Below are 18,731 nucleotides of genomic sequence, written 5' to 3'. Positions count from 1 at the left end.
GCTGCAGAAGACCCCGAGTTCGAAACCTTCTACACCAAGAATATCTTGCTCAACGAAGGGATTCGCGCTTGGATGTCTCCGGCAGACCAGCCTCACAAAGGCTTTGAGTTCCCCGAAGAAGTTCTGCCTCGCGGTAACGCTCTCTAAGATTAGCTGGCGTAAGCCACAACTCAATTTTGCATTGAGTTAAATCGCTAAACGAAAAACCCTGCCTCCAGACTCTGTCGAATGGTAGGGTTTTTTGCGTTGGAGTTTGAGTCCTGTGGGAAAATGTATGGCTATTGCCACATCAATTAGCTTCCCCTGCCAGAAGCATTGTCCGGTATTGTCCTAACTAGACTGGCTACAGCTATAAGTCTTGACGACGATCGAAATGTCCAACTCCTGTTTGATTCAAGTTCCACCTCCGCTCCAACCTGGAGACCTCCTGCAAGTTATCGCACCCAGTGGGTGTTTGCGAGAAGCGACCCCGAGCGGTCGCAATGAAGTTGAGGCTTTTCAACGAGGGGTTGAGATTTGGAGGGCCCGGGGATATCGGGTAGAAGTTGCTCCCGGTTGCGATCGCACCTGGGGATATCTCGCCGGAACTGATGCCGAACGACGGGAGCAACTCGCGCGAGCTTGGTGCGATCCGCAAGTACGAGGTATTCTCTGCGCCCGAGGGGGTTACGGAGTCAGTCGGTTGCTCGAAGAGTGGTCTTGGCCGGATATCGAGATTCCGAAATGGACGATCGGATTTTCGGATATTACCGCCCTGCTGTGGAGTTTACACCCTCGAGGAATTGCCAGCGTTCACGGTCCCGTCCTGACGAGCCTACCGACGGAACCGGAATGGTCGGTGGAACGCCTGTTCGATTTAGTGGAAGGTCGTTCTCTTAAAGCCCTACAGGGCAAAGGGTGGGGTGGAGGTTCCGTCCGGGGAAGGTTACTGCCGGGAAATTTAGCTGTGGCGACCGGTATGCTGGGGACGGGGGTGCAGCCCTCTTTCGATGGGGTGATTTTGGCTTTTGAGGATGTGGGGGAAGCCCCCTACCGCCTCGATCGAATGTTGACCCAGTGGCGGATGGTGGGGGCGTTTGAGGGAGTTCGGGGTATCGCTTTGGGTCGGTTTAGCAGTTGCGAGGTGAGCCGAGGAATCCCCAGTTTAACCGTTTCGGAAATGTTGCGCGATCGCCTCGGGGATTTGGGGATACCAGTAGTTTCCGACTTACCGTTCGGTCACGAGGGGGTGAACGCAGCGTTACCCGTTGGCGTGGCGGTGAAATTAGACGGCGATCGCGGTATCTTGTCTGTTTAGACTGCTGATGAGACTGCTGACTCAACCCCTTAGATTGAGTCTCGTTGATGTAGATTCGCCCCTACCGAAGACCCAAAAATTCGAGTACGCCTTGCTTGGTAAACCATTCGATCGCCAAGACAACCGTAAAACCCAGCATGGCCAATCGACCGTTCCAGACTTCAGCTTGGGGAGTAAAGCCAAAGCCCCCCGATTCTGTACTCTCGTTTCGTGCGGATTTCGACTTTTTCGTGCTACCTTTTTTATTTCCCGCATCCGGACCGAAGCCTTTAGGAGATGAGTCTTTGGGTTTTGCCATTGTAATGTTTCTGGGTTGTTTGTTTTGAGATGATTAGATTGTCGCTCGATCGGGCGGGAAAGATCTGCTCGTCAAAGCGATACCCTTTATTTTACCGGAACCGCCCATCGAACTTCGACTTTTTTTGGCACTTTTAGCCGATCGAATTGGTGTTGTCGATCGAGCAACTTAAGAAGTTTTGACGCACGGGGAGTTCGATGGAAATTTCCGTTCCTTTTCCCAGTTTGCTGGTGCAGTGAATCGTTCCACTATGTCCTTTGACCACAATTTGATAGCATGTAGATAATCCCAATCCCGTTCCTCGACCTGGATCTTTCGTGGTAAAAAATGGATCGAAAATTTTATCTCGAATATCTGCAGCAATGCCGATTCCATTATCGCGAATGGAAATAACGACGAAATCGCTTGATTTTGCGGCCGTCTCAATCTCAATTTCTCCAACTCGCTGAGCTTCTTTTATCCCATCAATGGCATTGGAGAGGATATTAAAAAAAACTTGATTGAGCTGACCCGGACAACAATCAATTCGTGGAAGAGAACGATAGTTTTTCTGGATATTCAGATGAGCTTCACCTCGGAGATCTAGCATTTGCAAACTAGTTTCCAGACATTGATGGATATCGATCGACTTACAGCTTGCTCGGTCTCTATTGGAAAAAATTTGCAGCGTTTCGACAATTTTTCGAATTCGGCTAGATCCTTCCTCTACGGATTTCATGAGTTTGGGAAAATCTTGTTGAATGTAGGAGAATTCAATATCTTCTTCGACGGCATCTAGTGTTTTCGACTCGAGGGACGCAATCGTCTCAATTAGAGAACGTGTATAATCCTTGAGATAGTATAAGTTTGCATAAATAAAGTTATTGGCATTATTAATTTCATGGGCGACTCCCGCTGCGAGTTGACCGAGTCCGGAGAGTTTTTCACTTTGAATGAGTTGCAGTTGGGTTTCTTTGAGTTCCTCAATGGCGACTTGTAATTGACGTGCTTGTCTTCGAGAGCGATCGTAAAGGCGAGATTGTTGTAAAGCAATGGCAATTTGCTCGGCGAGTTGGCTTAATAAATTTTGCTCTTCAAGGGTCCATTGACGAGTTTGATGACATTCATGAGCAATGAGCAATCCCCACAAATCTCGTTCGAAATTATCCTCGACGTCGTCAGATTTAGATGGAGATTTCGAGCAAATGACAATGGGAACGATGAGATTGGCTTTGACCTGTAAAGATGCCAGAAACTGCTGGTGACAGCTATCTAAGTTCGCATGATGAATATCGTCGATCGCCCGAATTTTTCCTTGGAGATATAATCTTGTCTGTTCTTCTCCAAAGCAGTTATCGGAAATTTTATCCATTAAGAGCGACGGCCAGGGGGAGAGTAAATCTTCGACCACAATTTCTCCAGTCAAATCCTTTTTAAATTGATAAATCACCACTCGATCGGTAGCCAGAAGCTTACGAACTTCAGAAACCGTCGTTTGGAGAATCTCCTTCACGTTCAACGAGCGGCGAATTTGATGGGTAATTGCCCGTAATACCTTTTCCCGACGAGCGCGTTCTTGAGCGTGACGGTAGAGTTGAGCTTGCTGAATCGCGATGGCAACTTTCTCCACAATCCGATCCAAAAAATCGATTTCTTCTGGATTCCAATTGCGGGGTCTTTTGCATTCGTGAACGACCATTAACCCCCAGAGAAAGGGAATCACTTCTTGCCATTCCCCCAAGTGATTGGAATAGCTCTGACTGGTAATGATCGGGGAAATCGCCTCCGATCGAACTGCCAATCTCTCTAAAAACTGTCGATCGCTCAGATCCAGGCGTGCTGAATGGCGAGCGATTTCCACCATTGACGGCCAGGGATCGCCCACATCCTCAACGAGCGTCTCCTGACCTAAGATTTCAGAAAATTGGTAAATCGCTACTCGATCGGTTTTGAGAAACCGACGGACTTCTCGGACGGCCGTTTGCAAAATTGTATTCAGATCGAGGGTGCTGTAGATTTGGTTGCTCACCAAACACAACAGCTGTTCTTGCTGGGTTTGAGCCAGAGAACGATTGTAGAGTTGAGCTTGTTGCAAAGCAATGGCAATGCGATCGGCAAGCTGACCGAGCAACCGCACTTCCCACTCTTGCCACTGACGCGGATGTCCGCAGGCGTGAGTGACGATGGTTCCCCACAACTGACTCTCCCGATTCGTGCCCCGATCGATGAGAATGGGAACGATAATCAGGGCGCGCACCTGTAACTGTTGCCAAAAGTCGATGTAATCGGCACCGAGAGCGACCTGCTCGAGATCGCTGATGGCTTGAAACTCTCCCTCTCGATACAAATTCACGTATTTGGCCGCAAAGGGATCCTCCGAACCGAAATTGCCAAGTACCGGTATCTGTTGCGTGAGGGTATCTTCGGCAATGGCTTTGGCATGCCAGTTGTCTTGAAACTTGTAAACGAGAGCCCGATCGGTCTCGAGCAAGCGGCGAGCACCTTGGACGGCAGTTTGGAGAATTTGCTCGGGATCGAGGGTTTTGCGCACTTGATGGGTAATAAATTGCAGCAGTGCATCTCGTTGGGCGATTTTGCAGGTTTCGCGGCGTGCGAGCTCGCGATCGATGGCAATACCCAGAGTTACGGCAACTGCTTCTAACAGTTGGGTCTCCATCGCCGTCCACTCCTGTCGGCGGGATTTGACCCACAGCAAACCGTTGAATCGACCTTCACATCCCATCGCAATTGCTAAATGTCCAGGAGCTGCATTCATCCCAGAGCATTCGAGTAACTCGCTTGCCGGCAATGCGGTCGGTCGATCGAAGGAGGTTTCCTGGGCGCAGTTTTCTCGAACTTTGACCAGATCGCCCAGAAGTCGCACTTCATCAGATGGCGCAAATTCGCCCCGGACAGTCAGCATCTGGGGATCGTGGGTTTCGCGCACCAAGATCGTCACTTGAATGTCCTGAAATGCCTCTCCTAACAGCTGACACGATTGGTTTAAGACCTCATTGAGATCGCCGCTGTGATTGAGCAGTTGGTTGATTTGGAGAGGGATTTCCCAAAGCATGGAGGTCTTCAATTCTAGGTACGTTTTCGGTGGCTCTGAGGAACTCGCCCATTGGAGATCACCTTCCACATCCGCTAACTTGCGTGTGGAAACATGAGGTTCTGACATGAACGGTATGGAAAATAGTAAGGAGCGGAATTTCCAAAAGTTAGGGATGCACTTTTGGAAACGGTTGAAGAGCCTGTATATTAAGCTGAAGGGACATGAGGAGGTATGCTGCACCCAACCACTAAACTAGCACAGGTAACGATCGCTTCGATCGCCCCCGCACAAAGCAGTACTCCGTGCCCCTAACTCTGGAAACACGCAAGCTGGGTTGGCACGATTCTCATCCACCTCGCAACCGATCGTCGATTTCAAGATGAAGGTGACCGCGTGTTCTCATCTACCCCTCGACAAGACCCTTGGATTGCCCTGGCGATCGGAAACTCCCGACTTCACTGGGCGAAATTTATTGGCCAAACCCCGATATCATCTTGGGATACCCCTCATCGAGATCGGGTTTGGCAACCTGGAGAGCGTACGACAACTGAAGACTTTGATGGCAATATGCCGCTTTGGATTGCCTCCGTCGTTTCCCAACAACTTCAATTCTGGAAAACTTATCCTCAGGTTCAAACCATTACCCTCGATCGCATTCCCCTCCAGGGTCTCTATCCCACGTTGGGAATCGATCGCGCCTTAGCGGCATGGGGGGCGGGAAATCGGTGGGGATGGCCTGTCCTCGTCATTGATGGCGGTACGGCACTCACCTTTACGGGAGTAGACGCTCGACCTCAACTCGTGGGTGGCGCGATTCTTCCCGGTGTGGGATTGCAGCTGCGCTCTCTAGCCCGCAACACCGATAGTTTACCCCAAATTGACTCCGACGCTGGGTCGACCCTACCTCGTCGTTGGGCTCTCGATACCCCAGGGGCGATCCGAAGTGGAGTCCTGTATGCAATCGTTGCAGGCGCGATCGATTTTATCGAAGCGTGGTGGCGCGAATTTCCCCAAACACCAGTGGTGTTTACCGGAGGAGATCGCCAGATACTCGCCAATGCTATTGCCCTGCAATTTCCCGACATTGCGAAGGGGACGATCGTGGACGAACATCTGATTTTTTGGGGAATGCGAGAGATTGTTTTGGCAAATAGATAAGTGCTAGGCTAATGTCGTTTTACCATCGAGGTAATCTTGCAATTGTCGATCGTGATCGTGGGAAAGATTGCCGAAGGGAATTTCCGATGGCTTGAAAGCTGCCACATCTGAAATTTCGAGGGTATCGCGAACGCCCATAGTTCCGTCGACTTCCGCTTCGAGAACGATGCAGATCGAATGAATTCTCGGATCGCGATCGGGAGCCGAATACACCCCCACCAATTTGCGAATTTTCACCAAATCCAACCCCGTCTCTTCCTTAATTTCGCGCTTGGCAGCCTGGGGGATGTCCTCACCCCAATCGACGATTCCGCCTGGAAGTCCCCACTTGCCATTATCGTGACGACGAACCAAAATAATGCGATCGTCCGGTAGAATCGGTATGATGGTCGTTCCAGCGATCGGATGGCGGAAAATAATACCGAGAACAGTTTGAATGAATTGCCAAGAGCGGCGCATAGTCTCGTCGTGGGTGAGTACGGATTGACGGTAAAGAGCGACTTAATCGAAGTCTTCTAAAATTTGAGCAGCGTGGTTGGCGGGTTTGACTTTACGATAAATCTTCTCGATCTTACCCTCTGGATCGATTAAAAAGGTCGATCGGTAAACCCCCATAAATTCTTTACCCATAAACTTTTTTAACCCATAACTTTCGTAGGCGATCGCCACTGTGGCATTTTCGTCACACAGCAGTGGAAAGGGTAGCTGGTGTTTTTGGCTGAATTTGGCGTGAGATTTGGCATCATCGGTACTGACTCCCAAGATTGCCATATTTCGGCTTTGGTAATCCTCGTACGCATCCCGGAATCCTTGGGCTTCTTGGGTACAACCCGGGGTGTTGTCTCGGGGATAGAAGTAGAGAACGAGCCATCGTCCGCGAAAGTCCGACAAACGAACGAGATTTCCTTGAAAGTCACGGAGGCTGAAGTCTGGAGCCGCCTCACCGGTCGTAAGGGTCATAAGATGTCAGGAAAAACATGGAAATGAGGTTTTCGTGCCGGTCTCGGTTGTGATAAGGTGGGTAGCCAGACCGGATTGACCAACGCGATGGATCTTTCCCGCTGACGACTCATTCACTAAATTTTGACAGGCGTTAGACAGTCGATTATACCGATGAGACTCGCCATTGCAAACGCCATTCAGTGCCATTGCCAACAGCGAGCGGAATTTGGGAGTCGATGGTTATTTCTCAAATTGCTAAATTTTGCCAAATAACCCCTTCAGCAGCGATCGCAACGGGAGATTTTCCATTTTTAACGATAAAGCTCCGTTAGATCTAGACTCACCTTCGGTCAATGCGGTAAGAAGTTAAAGATGTCATCCCGATTGTGGATTCAAAATTATGGATGGTTTTGCTTACACCCATCTTCAGTTAGCCTACGAAGCCGAGACAGCCGCAAAAATCACCTTTAGACCCAAACAAGGATATTCGATCGCCTTAGCATTTATCCTCGCAGGGTTCGTGCCTCCCGAACATAGAGGTTTTAGAGTCACCGCCGCCTCCGTCCCGCCTCCGCAAAGAATCGTCCGCACCGGCGGAACCGTCGCCCTTCAGAACCAACTCAAAGCCTTGGGCTATTTCCCCGCTAGCGTTGAATCATCGGGGTATTACGGTCCGATCACCCGAAATGCCGTCCGTCGCTTTCAAGCCGCTTGGGGGTTGAGGGCAGATGGGGTAGTTGGCACTCGAACCCTTGCAGCACTCAAAGCCGCTCAAACTTATGCGGTTGCTGTCGCCAACGGGGCAAACATAATGTCGAGTAATCGCGTTTGGAAAAAAGGAGAAGCCGGTCAGTTCATACGTCAGACCAAACAGCGCCTCAATGATTTTGGCTATACCGCTGGAAATCCCGAGTCGTTTTCTGGGGAGTTCTTCGATACGCGCATGGAAAATGCTGTCAAGCGATTCCAAAAGGATAAAGGGTTAGTTGCCGACGGATTCATCGGACCGAAAACCCGGCAAATTCTCTATGCTTTTGAGTACGGTTTGCCGACTGTGAAATTGGGCGATACGGGTTCGTTGGTGCAGATGGTGCAGTATCAGTTAGGGATGGTTCCCATCGGGGATTTCGACAGCATCACGGAAGAAAAGGTAAAAGTCTTTCAAGCAGAACAAGAATTGGAAGTGACCGGTGTGGTTGACGAACAAACGCACCGGGTGTTGGGAACCCATCGCGCTCGCTTGATGTTGGCGGCAATGGATTAAGGAATTTCAGGGTGTAGCGCCCAACGGGAGCATGGCAAACCTCGGTAGCTTCAGGAAATTATTAAAAACTGGTGGAAAAGGTTTAAGGCTTAAGGGGGAAAGTCAGAATTAATTCATAACTTCGGCATAGAAATTGATTTTTCGTAATATTTTTTATGCTGTCAACAAACTCTAGTTTTTGCTCAAGTTGGTTGAAGGTTTATATCAAGTTCGGTTAAACACTTACAATTCCAGTTTGAGTGAGCTTCGCTTGCTCTCGGGGGCGTGGGATCTTGGGGAGAGAATTCGAGAAAAAGTTTAGCAATCTCGCCTAATTGTAACGAATTCTCTAAACTTAATATTAATCGCGAGCTTAAATCACGAATGTTTATTCACTCTCTCCCGAAGGAAAACACGAATAAATTAAGATTTTCGAGTTTTCGCTACTGACGTTGACCTTGATTTTTTTGCTCGATCGGAATGCTTTTGAAGATACATATTAAGTGTTGATACGACCGATATTCAGAAATTGAGCAGATAAGATTTAGATCTTGACGAGATCTGAAATTGTGCCATTTAAATAACTGATAAATAAGATTTATACTCGTCTCTTGCTAGCACTTTATGTCTCAACATAAAGACAATATTTATAATTTTTAATCTTTATTTTTATCAACTCTCTTCATCTCGTCTCCGGATAAAAACGAGCAACCTTTGTAAAGGGAAAAAGTAAAGCTTGACTCGGGACTTGATGATGACTCACACTTCATTTTTTCTGCGCCAAAATCACTCGGTTTCTGCGCTGCTGCGCAAGTTTTCTTCTCGCCCGATCGCCCCATCAATCTCTCAACGCTCTCTCGTTTTAATTGACGAACGGGTTGACGCACCTCACCTCCTCGCCGATGGGGTTCGCGAAGGGGTTTCCGTGGAGATGGTGCGGGTCGATGGCGATGGCATCGAACAGATAACCGATCGCCTGCGGGAATTCGTTACCCAAAACGGACGACTCGACGCGGTTCATATTTGTTCCCACGGCAGTCCCGGTACTTTGTATTTAGGCAACACCACTCTCAATACCGAGACGATCTCCCAATATCGAAACTCGTTGCAGCAGTGGCAAGAATTCCTCGCTCCCAACGCCAATCTCCTCCTGTACGGGTGTCAGGTGGCTGCGGGTGAGGGAGCAGAATTCGTACGCCATCTGAGTCGGCTGACGGGGGCACCAATCGCCGCTTCAGTCGATCGCACGGGCAGCATTGCCGGTGGTGGAACCTGGAACCTGGACTTTACTACCGACGAGATTACCGAACCCCTCGCCTTTACACCGGAAACCATCGCGACGTACGCTGGAACCTTCGCCACGATCTTCGTCACCAATAATAACGATAGCGGTGCGGGTTCGTTGCGAGAGGCGATCGCCAACGCCAATGCCGGAGATACAATTCGATTCGATGCCGGTCTGGCAAACCAAACCATTACCCTCACCAGTGGCGAAATTGAAATTGGGATCGGCAAAGACCTCGTTATCGATGGCGCAGATGCTGCCAACCTCACCATTAGCGGCAACAACGCCTCCCGGATTTTCCTCGTTCAGTCGGCATCGGCGAACCCCACAGACGTCACCTTTGCCAACCTCACCCTAACCAACGGCCAAACCGACGAACGCGGGGGGGCGATTCGTACCCAGCATCAAGCCAAACTGATTATCGACAACGTAGACTTTACCAACAATACCGCCGACGATGGGGGTGGGGCGATTTACAGTGCCTTTGAAGGCCGGCTGACGGTCTCCGATAGTAAATTTGAAGGCAACGAGGCGATCGCAGGCAACGACGAACGGGGGGCTGGGGCGATCGGCTTTTTCGGTCCCGATCGACTCACTGTCACCAACAGCGATTTTATCAATAATCGCGGTATCGTCGGCGGCGCGATTAACAGCCTCAACGCAGAACTAATCGTCGAAAACTCCCGCTTCATCAACAACGATACCTTGGCAGCCACCTTCGCCACTGGGGAACCCAACGCCTTCCTGCGGGGATTCGGCGGCGCGATTTACACCGATCGCGCCAGTACCAACAATGCCGCCACCTCCGGGACGATTCGCATCACCGATAGTGTTTTTGAAGGCAATAGCGGCCGAGGGGAAGGGGGAGCCGCTTATTTGTTTACCGATCCGCGCGATCGAGTGATTATTGAAGGCAGTACCTTTGAGGGCAACGAGTCGAAAGCCCTCACCGGAGGCGGCGCAGGGGGTAAAGCCGGCGGCGTTATCGTTCTCACCGATAGCGGAAGCAACCAAGGCTTAACCATTACCGATACCACCTTCGCCAACAATACTGCTGAGGGGCAAGGGGGTGCTTTGTGGCTGATGCGAACCCCCACCACCGTCACCAATGCTGTCTTTTCGGGCAATCAAGCGCCCAATGACTTTGGTGGGGCGGTTACGGTATTCAACGCCCCGATCGACATTAACCACACCACTTTCGCGAACAACTCCGCCGAGTTTTCCGGTGCCCTCGCCCAGGGTAGCGATAACCTGGCAACGGTGGCGAATACGATTTTCGATAACAATACCTCCACGAATACAGGAGTCTCATTTAATAACAACCCCCAAACCAACCGCCCGATTAACGACGGGGGCAACAACCTTCAATCTTCTGGGGAACCGCCGATTGCTTCTGGTATTACCCTCGCCGATCCGGTATTGGGACCGTTGCAATTAGTGGATGGGGTGTTGGTTCATCCCCTCTTAGCAGGCAGTCCGGCAATTGATGCCGGGGCAAATACTTCCCTCACGACCGATCGTCGCGGGGCAACTCGTCCCCAGGATGGCGATCTCAATGGCAGCGCGATTGCTGATATTGGGGCGTTCGAGTTTGTTGGGGAAGCCGATCCTGGTGATGGCGGGGGCGATCCTGGTGATGGTGGTGGCGATCCTGGTGATGGCGGGGGCGATCCTGGTGATGGTGGTGGCGATCCCGGTGATGGTGGTGGCGATCCCGGTGATGGTGGTGGCGATCCCGGTGATGGTGGTGGCGATCCCGGTGATGGCGGGGGCGATCCTGGCGATGGCGGGGGCAATCCTGGTGATGGTGGTGGCGATCCTGGTGATGGCGGGGGCGATCCTGGCGATGGTGGGGGCGATCCGGTTTTCAAACCCACCCTCCCCGACATCGAACAGTTACTGGTTCAACTGCGGCAAAGCAGTGACGATCGCCTTTTACTGGGAACCCTGCAAGATGACTTTTTACTGGGCGATGCCGAACCCGACGTTATTTTCGGCGATCGAGGTAGCGATGCCATGCTCGGTGGCGGCGACAACGATATCATTGTCGGAGGTGACGGTGCAGATGATGGAGTCACCAGTGTCGAACGGGACGTTCTGTTTGGCAATGGCGGAAACGATACTCTGTCCGGTGGTATCGACAACGATTTGCTGCGGGGCGGACAAGGTAACGATCTCGCCTACGGCGATATGGGAGATGACTGGGTGTGGGGCGATCTCGGCGACGACACCCTTTCCGGTGGCGACGGTAACGACGTGGTCATTGGCGGTAGCGGCGCGCCGACTTCTGGAGAAAGCGATCGAGATTTGATGTTCGGCGGCGCTGGAAACGACGCGATGTTGGGAAATACCGGCAGCGACACGATTTATGGCGAGGAAGGTAATGACATTATTGCCGCCGGACAAGGAACGGATTGGCTCTTTGGAGAAGCGGGAGAAGACACGCTGTATGGAGATAAGGGCAACGACACGATTGACGGCGGCGAAGGGAACGATCTCCTCGTTGGCGGTAACGGCAGCCCGCTCTCCATTGGACCCGATGGCGAGCAAGATCGCCTCTTGGGTGGGGCAGGGAACGACACGGTTCTCGGTAACGAAGGAGCCGACACGTTAAGTGGCGATGCTGGAAACGATGCCCTTTTTGGTGGTAAGGATAACGATCTCATCTTTGGTGGCGTGGGAGACGATCGCCTCAGCGGAGATGGCGGCGATGACACCTTATCTGGGGGCGATGGCAGCGATCGGTTTAGCTTGGGAACGGGTAAAGGAACCGATGCGATCGTCGATTTCGTCGTCGGCGAAGATTTAGTCGAACTCACCGGAGGCTTGACATTCGCACAGTTAAGTGTATCGCAATCGGGGAACGATACTGAAATTACCGTAACCAGCACCAATGAAGTATTGGCGACATTGAACGGTATCGATGCCACAACCGTTGATGGGTCGAGTTTCGTGGCGATTTAAGCGATCGAATATCTCCACCGCCAGATCGAGGCGTGACAGGAGACAGAGTTGACAGGGGTGGTAGGGGCAGCACATCGTACACAGTGGGAGCATTTTGCTCCCATTTCTCCTGTTGCCTCCCTCTCTTCGATTCCGAATTCTGAATTCCCAGAAACCGTCTTCTCCTCCACAGACACAACCTAGCGATAATTTTGGGCTTGAATTTCAAACAGTCGTGCGTAGGTTCCCTCCAAGGCAATCAGTTCGTCGTGAGAACCGCTTTCGACAATGTGACCGCCATCGAGAACGTAGATACAGTCGGCCATTTTGACTGTGGATAACCGGTGGGTAATCAGGACCGCCGATTGACCCTCTAACAGTTCGCGAAACTTCTTAAACACCTCGTATTCTGCTTTCGGGTCTAAGGCGCTGGTGGGTTCGTCGAGGACGATTAATTGAGAATCGCGCAAAAAGGCTCGGGCGATCGAAACTTTTTGCCACTGACCGATACTCAACTCTTCTCCCTTCTCAAACCGTTTCCCGAGTAAATTATCGTACTGCTCGGGCAAGGTTTCAATTACCTCGTGGGCGCCGGAACGACGGGCAGCTTTCTCGATATCATCTCCTTCGAGGGCAGCATCCACGTTCCCCAACCAAATATTTTCCCGCGCGGTGAGGTGATATTTGGCATAGTCTTGGAAAATGACGCTAATCTGTCGTCGCAGTTCGGCGAGTCCCACATCGCGAACATCCATACCATCAATAGAAATTCTCCCGGAACTGGGATCGTACAATCGGCATAATAATTTAATCAGCGTCGTTTTCCCCGAGCCATTTTCCCCCACCAAGGCAATCACTTCCCCCGGTCGAATTTTGAGGGAAACGCCTTCTAAAGCTTGTCGTTCGCTACCGGGATACTGAAAATCGACATTCTCGAATTCGATGCCGCGACGCATCGGACGGGGAATGGGTTTGGGGTCAACGGGATCGATCACCCTCGCTTCGAGATCGAGAAACTCGAATAGGTACGCCAGATATTGATTGTCTTCGTAAAGACTGGCGAAGCCGTTAAAGACCCCCCAAAGAGCCTGATAGGCTTTGCGGAAGGCTTGGTTGTAGAGTACCAAATCTCCCACGGTAATGTTGCCTTGGACGGTATTGTAGGCAATGTAGGCGTAGGCTCCCCACATCGCCACGACGGAAATGACGGTGGTTAAAAAATCCGCTAGCGCCCGTCGCGTGGAAATTTGCAGCTTTTCTTTGAGCAGTTGCCGGCGTAAGGTCGAAAAGCGGCGGATAAACAGGTCTCCCAAGCCAAAGAGGCGAATTTCCTTGGCATAGTTATCGCTGGTGAGCAAATTATTGTAGTATCCCGCTTGGCGCTGGGTTGCCGTACGTCGTTCGATCCAAAGATGAATAATATGAACGAACTTCAGCCGCACCAGGATTCTCGGGATGACGGGGACGATGAGCAAACCGGCAATCCACCAATTGAGCAGGAATAGCGTCCCGACCATGGTGAACAACCGAATCGAACTGCCAAGAATTTGCTGAGCGCGACCTACGATTCGCATGGGGCCCGAAGATGCCTGACCTTTCGCCCGATGGAGAACGTCGTAGTAGTCGGAATTTTCGTAGTGTTCGAGATCGACGCTAACGGCTTTTCGATGGAGCATATCGAAAAGCCGATCGGAAATAATTTGGTTTTGCGTTTGAGCGATCAGACCCATCGCAGCCCCATCGATCGCACCGAGTAAATTGACGACTCCCATCGCCACGATCAGCATCGTCACTTTCGAGAAATCTTTCTCATCGGAGGAAAACCCGAGGGTTACCGTATCGATGAGGGTTTTCATGATGTAGAGGCTGACAATCGGGATGCAGCTTTGAATCAGAACCAGAACGAACCGGATAATTGTCCAATAGGGTGTACTTTCCCAAACGATCCGCAAGGCGCGACCTAAGTAAAAAACGCGCTGGAAGTCAAAATTGAGAAGGTGACGAGCTCGCATGGATTTACTTTCCGGTAGGACACTACTCTAATTTAGATTAGACAAAGGGGGATTGAGTAGTCCGTCTTGTCATCGATAATCGATCGAGCTGACGAGTTGTGCTGAGTAATTTCACTTCAATTTCTATCTCAATTCAATGATGAATCTCATTTTCGATCGCCTGTCGCGCTCTCTGAAGCCGTTTTTGTTCGGGGGTTCTTCGAAGCATCCCCCCGATGCGCAAATTGTCTGGATCGGTTGCTCTCCCCGCAGTGGTTCGACGCTGTTGACTCGCATTCTCAACTCCCATTCGAGAATTGCGTCTCCATGCGAGTTGGCGATTCCGAAATATTTCCCGACGGAGGATGTCAAATACGAAAGCGTTCGTCAGAAATACCGGCAAATTTGCGATTACTATCAGGCCGATTTCGATCGCAGTTCCCTCGAGCCGAGATATTTGATGGGGCACATTTTAGAGCGAGAAGGAAAAGAATGTATCGTTCTCAAAGACCCGAGACAGTCTCTATTTTTAGGGGAAATTCTCCGAGATTTTCCCGATTCCAAGTTTATTCATCTCGCGCGCGACGTACGCTCGGTGGCGATGAGTAAAATGTTTGCCAACCGACCTCACGATGCGTTTCAACGGTGGTTGGAATACAATCGAGCCGTTTTAAACGTGACGGAATCTCTCGCGGCAGAACGGGTATTTTTAATTCGTTACGAAGATATTGTGACCAATCCTGGAGAGGCGATCGAGAAATTGGTTCGGTTTTTGGGTTACGATTTCGAGCCATCGATGCTCGATTACGGTCGATTCGACCATGCCGATGAGAAAATGCGGTTGTGGGATGGAACCACACCGAGCTATTCTCCCCTTCATACCGCACTCAAAACCCATAAAATCAGTCAAACGGTGGCAGTCGATCGGCAAAAATACTCCTCGGAAATTTTAGATCTCTATCAAAAGAATCAAAATGTTCGAGAGTTGAACTGTTTTTTGGGATTAGATGATAGATGAGAAAGTTGACCCGCTAGTCGTTGATTGCCTGTTTTTTATTTTCGATACTCTGGTCTAGCCTGTTGACATTCCGAGAGGATACACCCGAAAAGGCAGTTTGTTGAGGCGACCGGTTGAGCACCCATAGACCGAAGGCGATGGGCAACGCGGGCCGGTGAAGAGCAGATAGTGCAGCCATTGACAGGTTGGTTTTAAACGACAGCCATGTATTGAATACAATTTGCGATGGCAAATTGTATGCAAATTGTATAGCGAAGCGCATTGTGGCTAGGACAATAAAAATTCAGGTCGAGTCTTGGTCAGTAGGGGTTAACGGCCGTTGATCCCGACAGGATCTATTGTCCAAAATTGACAGTCCTAAGTCCTTTGCGCTTAGATATATAGCCGTCGCCACGACCGTTAGAACACTTTGATAATTTTACCGGGATCGTTCTCCCCCTGCTCCCCAACGGTCGGCGTTCCCTTGCGTCTGGAGCCCCCTAGGGGTCCGACCGCTGCTTCCCCTACTCACCCTTGCGATGTCCTAATTGGTCTGGCGGCTGTTATACAAGCTACAGATATATCAAAAATCGCAAAACAAAAGGAAAACTTATGATTTGGATTTAGCATTGCGTTGCAAATTCACGCTTCGCAATAGAGTTTCGGCTGCCTTTTAAGATAGACTTAAAAACATAAAGATTAAAATCTTCATAGATTTTTACCTATAAATAAGGAAGTACGAGACAGCGTTTCCTTCCAGACCCGTTTGGAGAGCGATCGTCTCCGAATACCCTGTCAACAGGTTCTCGCGTAACACCTGTGCTGTAGGGGTGAAGTGCTTTATCCTTCTTACTTTTTCAAGCTCACTTATCACAATCGTCATTCCTCGTTAGAGGAGGCGGAAGGAGGTACCCGTGGATTTTTTGTCCGATTTTTTGACGCTCTTCCTAGGGAAGTTGCAGTCCCCAACACTTGGCTTTTTAATTGGTGGTATGGTCGTGGCCGCAGTCAATAGCCGACTGCAAATTCCAGATCCGATCTATAAATTCATCGTCTTCATGCTGCTGATCAAAGTCGGTCTGAGCGGCGGCATTGCGATCCGCAATGCTAATCTCGTGGAGATGCTGTTGCCCGCAGTGTTTGCCGTGGTAATGGGCATCCTGATCGTGTTCATCGGGCGCTACACGTTGGGTCTGCTGCCGAAAGTCACAATGGTGGATGCTATTGCGACCGCGGGCTTGTTCGGTGCTGTAAGTGGCTCTACCCTCGCCGCCGGTTTGACGATACTCGAAACTGAAGGCATCGAATACGAACCCTGGGCCGCTGCACTCTATCCCTTTATGGACATCCCAGCGCTCGTGACGGCGATCGTCTTGGCTAGCGTTTATCTGAGCAAGAAGCGCGATACCGCACACGTGGCTCTGAACAAGCAAGAGTATCTCAGCAAGCAGCGCGTTACCGCAGGCGGGCATCCTGGCGAGCAAGGCATTACCGCAAGTGGATATCCCGGTGCGCAAGGCATTACCGCAAGCGGATATCCCAAGCGCGATACCGCAAACCAGCGGGTTAAGATCTGGCCCATCATCCAGGAAAGTCTACAAGGCTCTGCCCTATCGGCACTGCTGCTCGGCCTGGCTCTTGGCATACTAACTCGACCTGAAAGTGTCTATGAGAGCTTCTTCGATCCCCTTTTCCGCGGTCTGCTTTCGATCCTGATGCTGGTTATGGGTATGGAAGCCACGGCAAGAATCGGCGAGCTGCGTAAGGTGGGTCAGTGGTATGCCCTATATGCCTTTGTGGCGCCGCTGCTGCATGGGTTTATTGCCTTCGGTCTCGGCACGATCGCCCATTACGCCACGGGATTTAGCTTTGGCGGTGTCGTCATCCTGGCCGTCATCGCCGCCTCTAGTTCGGACATCTCCGGGCCGCCCACTTTACGAGCTGGTATCCCATCGGCCAATCCCTCTGCCTACATCGGCTCGTCTACAGCCGTCGGCACGCCGATTGCACTTGCTGTGGGAATACCCCTCTTCGTCGGGCTGGCCCAGGCGCTGATGGGCAGCTAATCCCCAACGGGTCGCGATGTGCCGGTGCTTTCCCGCTCCGGCGACCAACACGGCGGCTGTCCTGAGTTTCTATGTAGTTTAACAAACACACACCTATCGGAGGTAACAAACATGATCCAGCAAGCAAGCAAGCTCGTCATCGTCACAGAAAGGTTGCTGCTCAAAAAGATAGCCAAGATCGTCGACGAAGCTGGGGCTACCGGTTACACAGTGGTGCCCGCTGGCGGTAAAGGCAGTCGCAACGTACCCTTGTCGGGACGACCCTCCGTTTCTGCCGACGACTTCTCGAATATCAAGTTCGAGGTGCTCACCCCCAATCGGGAGATGGCCGTGAGGATTTCCGATGAAGTCGCAGCACAGTTTTTCGACGATTATTCGGGCATCGCCTATCTCTGTGACGTGATGGAGGTACTGCACGCCCACAAGTTTTGACTTACAACCCAGCCGATGGAACCCAAATCGATTCCCCAACGAACTTCGCCATCTACAGTTTTAAAGCCGATTGAAAGCAGACAAACTCCAAGTCTATAGCCGTCGCCATAGCAATTAGGACACTTGTGAACGTGGGCAACGGGTGCTTCGGGGGCTGCGGGAGCACGGGGGGGGGGAAAGACTTCGGGCGAATTACACAATTAACTGGTGTTGTCTTAACTCGAATGGCGACTGCTATAGAATTAGCACAGCAAACAAAGGATGCAAAACGCAATAACGATCTTAGAAGCGTGTATTTTCGCTACGGTCATCTGCGGTTTTTTCGGCATCATCCTCAAGCAGAATCCGATCGCGAAAATCATCTCTATGGACGTGATGAGTACTGGGGCAAGCGCTGACTACGTTCTGGTGGCAGCGTGCGGAGGTTGATTTACGCCGATTGTTTCGGACGATCGAGAAGTGGCTTATGCAGATCCGATTCCCCAGGCGGTAATCCTGAGAGCGATCGCCATCGGCTTTTCGATCGAGGCTTGAACGTCTGTCGGAGCGATCGCACCTCCCCCGAGATAATCCGACCCTTGGAGCGCAACCAAATCGAAGAGAACAATAGACCATGAGTACGATTACCATTGCCTGGATCGCCCTACCATTTTTTGTCGGATTCAGTATTTATTTGTTACCCAAGCTCGATCGCTACTTGGCACTAGTGGTGGCGGTGGCTTCGGTGGCGTTCGGTTTGCAGCAGGTCCTCAACCCAATTTCTGAGACCTTCGCGTTACTCGATAATTTTGGTGTCACCCTGATTATCGATTCCCTCAGCGGCTATCTGATTCTCACCAACGCCCTGGTGACGCTCGCGGTGATTCTCTACTGCTGGGGAACCGGTAAAAGCGCATTTTTCTATACCCAGGCGATTATCCTCCACGGCAGCGTCAACGCAGTCTTTATCTGCGCTGATTTTATCAGTTTGTACGTGGCTTTGGAGGTCATCGGAATTGCGGCATTCCTACTGATTGCCTATCCTCGGACCGATCGATCGATTTGG

General features: G+C 51.0%; 13 protein-coding genes and 3 pseudogenes. 10 read left to right on the top strand and 6 right to left on the bottom strand.

Going from position 1 to position 18,731, the window contains the following annotated elements:
- Positions 1-147: pseudogene (locus AC2215_RS23435) on the top strand (photosystem II D2 protein (photosystem q(a) protein)); the annotation flags it as partial.
- A 226-nt stretch (positions 148-373) separates the two neighbouring features.
- Positions 374-1,297 carry a S66 peptidase family protein gene (locus AC2215_RS23430; protein WP_486812436.1) on the top strand — a complete coding sequence of 308 codons (924 nt, stop codon included), beginning with the start codon at positions 374-376 and terminating at the stop codon, positions 1,295-1,297.
- Between the two features lie 61 nt (positions 1,298-1,358).
- On the opposite strand, the gene AC2215_RS23425 is transcribed toward AC2215_RS23430, so the two are convergent.
- From AC2215_RS23425 to AC2215_RS23415, 3 genes are all read right to left on the bottom strand, one after another.
- Entirely contained in the window at positions 1,359-1,595 is a 237-nt protein-coding gene (locus AC2215_RS23425) for a chlorophyll a/b-binding protein (protein ID WP_486812435.1), read from the bottom strand.
- Between the two features lie 133 nt (positions 1,596-1,728).
- The gene (locus AC2215_RS23420) at positions 1,729-4,755 is read right to left on the bottom strand and encodes a GAF domain-containing protein (RefSeq protein ID WP_486812434.1); all 3,027 of its coding nucleotides are present in this window, start codon (positions 4,753-4,755) and stop codon (positions 1,729-1,731) included.
- Between the two features lie 126 nt (positions 4,756-4,881).
- Positions 4,882-5,007 (bottom strand): hypothetical protein, encoded by a 126-nt coding sequence (locus AC2215_RS23415; RefSeq protein ID WP_486812433.1) that lies wholly within the window; start codon positions 5,005-5,007, stop codon positions 4,882-4,884.
- A gap of 15 nt (positions 5,008-5,022) precedes the next feature.
- Here AC2215_RS23415 and AC2215_RS23410 point away from each other — a divergent pair, with 15 nt between their 5' ends.
- Complete coding sequence (locus AC2215_RS23410) at positions 5,023-5,787, top strand: pantothenate kinase (protein ID WP_486812432.1); 765 nt, start codon at positions 5,023-5,025, stop codon at positions 5,785-5,787.
- A gap of 3 nt (positions 5,788-5,790) precedes the next feature.
- Here the strand turns inward: AC2215_RS23410 and AC2215_RS23405 are convergent, their stop codons facing one another.
- Together AC2215_RS23405 and bcp are read right to left on the bottom strand one after the other, a co-directional pair.
- Complete coding sequence (locus tag AC2215_RS23405) at positions 5,791-6,246, bottom strand: NUDIX hydrolase (RefSeq protein ID WP_486812431.1); 456 nt, start codon at positions 6,244-6,246, stop codon at positions 5,791-5,793.
- Between the two features lie 42 nt (positions 6,247-6,288).
- On the bottom strand, positions 6,289-6,747 hold the full coding sequence (gene bcp, locus AC2215_RS23400; RefSeq protein ID WP_486812430.1) for a thioredoxin-dependent thiol peroxidase: 459 nt from the start codon (positions 6,745-6,747) through the stop codon (positions 6,289-6,291).
- Between the two features lie 382 nt (positions 6,748-7,129).
- Here bcp and AC2215_RS23395 point away from each other — a divergent pair, with 382 nt between their 5' ends.
- Together AC2215_RS23395 and AC2215_RS23390 are read left to right on the top strand one after the other, a co-directional pair.
- On the top strand, positions 7,130-7,993 hold the full coding sequence (locus AC2215_RS23395) for a peptidoglycan-binding domain-containing protein (RefSeq protein WP_486812429.1): 864 nt from the start codon (positions 7,130-7,132) through the stop codon (positions 7,991-7,993).
- 730 nt (positions 7,994-8,723) lie between these two features.
- On the top strand, positions 8,724-12,221 hold the full coding sequence (locus AC2215_RS23390) for a DUF4347 domain-containing protein (protein WP_486812428.1): 3,498 nt from the start codon (positions 8,724-8,726) through the stop codon (positions 12,219-12,221).
- A gap of 179 nt (positions 12,222-12,400) precedes the next feature.
- Here AC2215_RS23390 and AC2215_RS23385 read toward each other — a convergent pair whose 3' ends face one another.
- Positions 12,401-14,212, bottom strand: coding sequence for an ABC transporter ATP-binding protein (locus AC2215_RS23385; protein WP_486812427.1), 1,812 nt, complete (start codon positions 14,210-14,212; stop codon positions 12,401-12,403).
- A gap of 136 nt (positions 14,213-14,348) precedes the next feature.
- Between AC2215_RS23385 and AC2215_RS23380 the strand changes: the two genes are divergently transcribed.
- The 5 genes and pseudogenes from AC2215_RS23380 to AC2215_RS23360 all read left to right on the top strand — a co-directional run.
- Positions 14,349-15,209, top strand: a complete 861-nt coding sequence (locus tag AC2215_RS23380; protein WP_486812426.1) for a sulfotransferase family protein — start codon at positions 14,349-14,351, stop codon at positions 15,207-15,209.
- 893 nt (positions 15,210-16,102) lie between these two features.
- Positions 16,103-17,254 carry a sodium-dependent bicarbonate transport family permease gene (locus AC2215_RS23375; protein WP_486812425.1) on the top strand — a complete coding sequence of 384 codons (1,152 nt, stop codon included), beginning with the start codon at positions 16,103-16,105 and terminating at the stop codon, positions 17,252-17,254.
- Between the two features lie 111 nt (positions 17,255-17,365).
- Positions 17,366-17,686, top strand: coding sequence for a P-II family nitrogen regulator (locus AC2215_RS23370; protein WP_486812424.1), 321 nt, complete (start codon positions 17,366-17,368; stop codon positions 17,684-17,686).
- A gap of 279 nt (positions 17,687-17,965) precedes the next feature.
- A pseudogene (locus AC2215_RS23365) lies at positions 17,966-18,303 on the top strand (cation:proton antiporter subunit C).
- Positions 18,300-18,731, top strand: a pseudogene (locus AC2215_RS23360) (cation:proton antiporter); the annotation flags it as partial. The pseudogenes AC2215_RS23365 and AC2215_RS23360, both read left to right, overlap by 4 nt.

The organism is Zarconia sp., assembly GCF_057467645.1.
The sequence above is the reverse complement of the archived record's forward strand: the minus strand, read 5'-3'. Positions and strand labels throughout refer to the sequence as shown.